Origin of the sequence: Wolbachia endosymbiont of Drosophila leontia (genome assembly GCF_028981785.1) — a bacterium.
Classification (GTDB): domain Bacteria; phylum Pseudomonadota; class Alphaproteobacteria; order Rickettsiales; family Anaplasmataceae; genus Wolbachia; species Wolbachia pipientis.
In genome coordinates this window covers 1-2,006 of record NZ_JAPQLK010000152.1, presented here as the reverse complement: position 1 = coordinate 2,006, position 2,006 = coordinate 1, and the positions used below count along the sequence as shown (strand labels likewise).

The 2,006-nt window shown below is 34.1% G+C and carries 1 protein-coding gene; it reads right to left on the bottom strand.

All coding sequences use genetic code 11. The features are described from left to right. Positions 1 to 268: 268 nt before the first annotated feature. Positions 269 to 1,954, bottom strand: coding sequence for a ComEC/Rec2 family competence protein (locus OZD63_RS05570; RefSeq protein WP_275008332.1), 1,686 nt, complete (start codon positions 1,952 to 1,954; stop codon positions 269 to 271). Positions 1,955 to 2,006: the final 52 nt, after the last annotated feature.

The window sequence follows — 2,006 nt, the reverse complement described above, 5'->3', positions numbered from 1 at the left end:
AGCTTGCAAATGATTGTCCTTTCCTTCATTTCTCTCCTATTACGAAGATTTTAAACAGGTTCTAAGAGTAGCAATGGTACTTGCTATCGATATAGTACCAGAATACTTTCTTATAGAGCTCAAAATTCTACTGGGCTGGTCAGAAAGTTTTCTAAATCCTAAAAAATCAAAATAGTCTTTGAAAGGATCTTGAGTGTCTGTAACCATAACATTTTTCTAATTTAAACTTATTTAGGTATACATTAACCAAACCTTAAAATCAAGTTTCTTAATTTTTCAACATGTGCCAAGGCCTATTGGAGCGCATTGTATTAATCTTTACGTAACGATTTGTTAACCAAACAGAATGTGTGCCATACGTTTCTAGATCAGCATGTTTAATAATTTTAGTGTTGCAAGCTGAATAGTCAAACTCACTTAATTGAATTGTTAAATCAACTTTATCACAATTTTCTGAAATATCTTCTTTTTTATAAGCTAGCAGCACTAATTTATTATTTCCTTTATTATATATGCAGCCATAATCGTTACACTTTAGCCTTTTATCTGGGTTGCTATATTTTGTATGATTCAAAATTTGGTTCTGTCCGTTTTGCTTCGCCCATGTTTTGACAACAAAGTTCCTATTTTTTCTGGTGAGAGAATATAGTAAGTTATCACTCTCCTTTGCAGCAACATTATCAGCATTTATCAAGATATCAGGAGTTCTATACATAGCACTAGAGAAAATACCCAGCACAATAAAGAAAATTCCGAAGAAACGCCAATTTCTTTCCCACAAGCACAGCCACAATAACCCAAATGTTATTATAATAATTGATGAGGCAGGAAAAGTACGAATGGGAATAACCAAATACTGAAGACTAGCGATTGGATTTGTTATATACAAAATACTGTCAATTGGGCGCTCTATAAATGGCGCTATAATCCATTCAATACCGAAAGGAATCAACAAAACATAGATTATTCCAAGTGGAATAATAATTAATGTAACTATTGGTATAGCAACTAAATTTGTGATAATGCCACTAATTGAAAAATAATTAAAATTATATATCGTATACGGAACAGTTGCTAAACTTGCTATTACTGAGCTGATCATTATCGACACAAAATATTTCATTATTTTTATTTTGAATAATTTGTTGGCATTAATCTGATAACTGGCAACCAGTGCCAAAACAGCAGAAAATGACATCTGAAAGCCAGGCTTTAAAATTGCTTCTGGTTCTACTGAGAGTATCACTGAAGCAGCAAACGCAATTGCTGTTAACCCTCGATATTTTCTCTCTATCATTATTGCAACGAGTACTAAAATCACCATGATGTAGGCACGCTGAGCAGAAATTTGCATACCGGTAATCAACAAATAAAACGTGGTTGGCAAGATAGTAAGGAATGCAGATATTTTCTTGGTGTTATACTTAAGAGTCAAAGTTTCAGATATTGCGAATAAATTACGAAACACTACAAAAAACAGACCAGCAACGAATGATAAATGCAAACCAGATATGGCAAACAAATGTGCTATACCTGAATCTCGTATCGCGTCCATAGTTTTTTGATCTATGCCATCTTTTTTACCGATCAGTAATGCAGAGATTATATCCGCATGTGGTTTCTTGATATTTTGCTGCAGGTTTTCATAAATGTATTGACGGAAAGATTCTATATACTCTAGAAATTGCCTTGCTTCAGCCTTTTTGTGCAGGGCTATTTTGCTTGTTGCAAAGCCTGTTGCACTTATTTTCTGGTAATATGCTATTCTTGCAAAATTGTATGCATACTCCGAGGGCGCAATCTTTAGAGGGAAGAGTTTTGCTGATAATTTTACTTGATCGCCTATTTTAATGCCTTTCTCCACTTTGGTTCTAACTGATATTCTGATGTTATCTAGAGCTCTATCCGGTGTCATTCCAGCGCGTGACTCTGGAATGGCTTTGTTGCATAGCAACTGAAAAAATCTGGTGGCTACTGACAAAATTCATTATAAAACAGCCATTTAA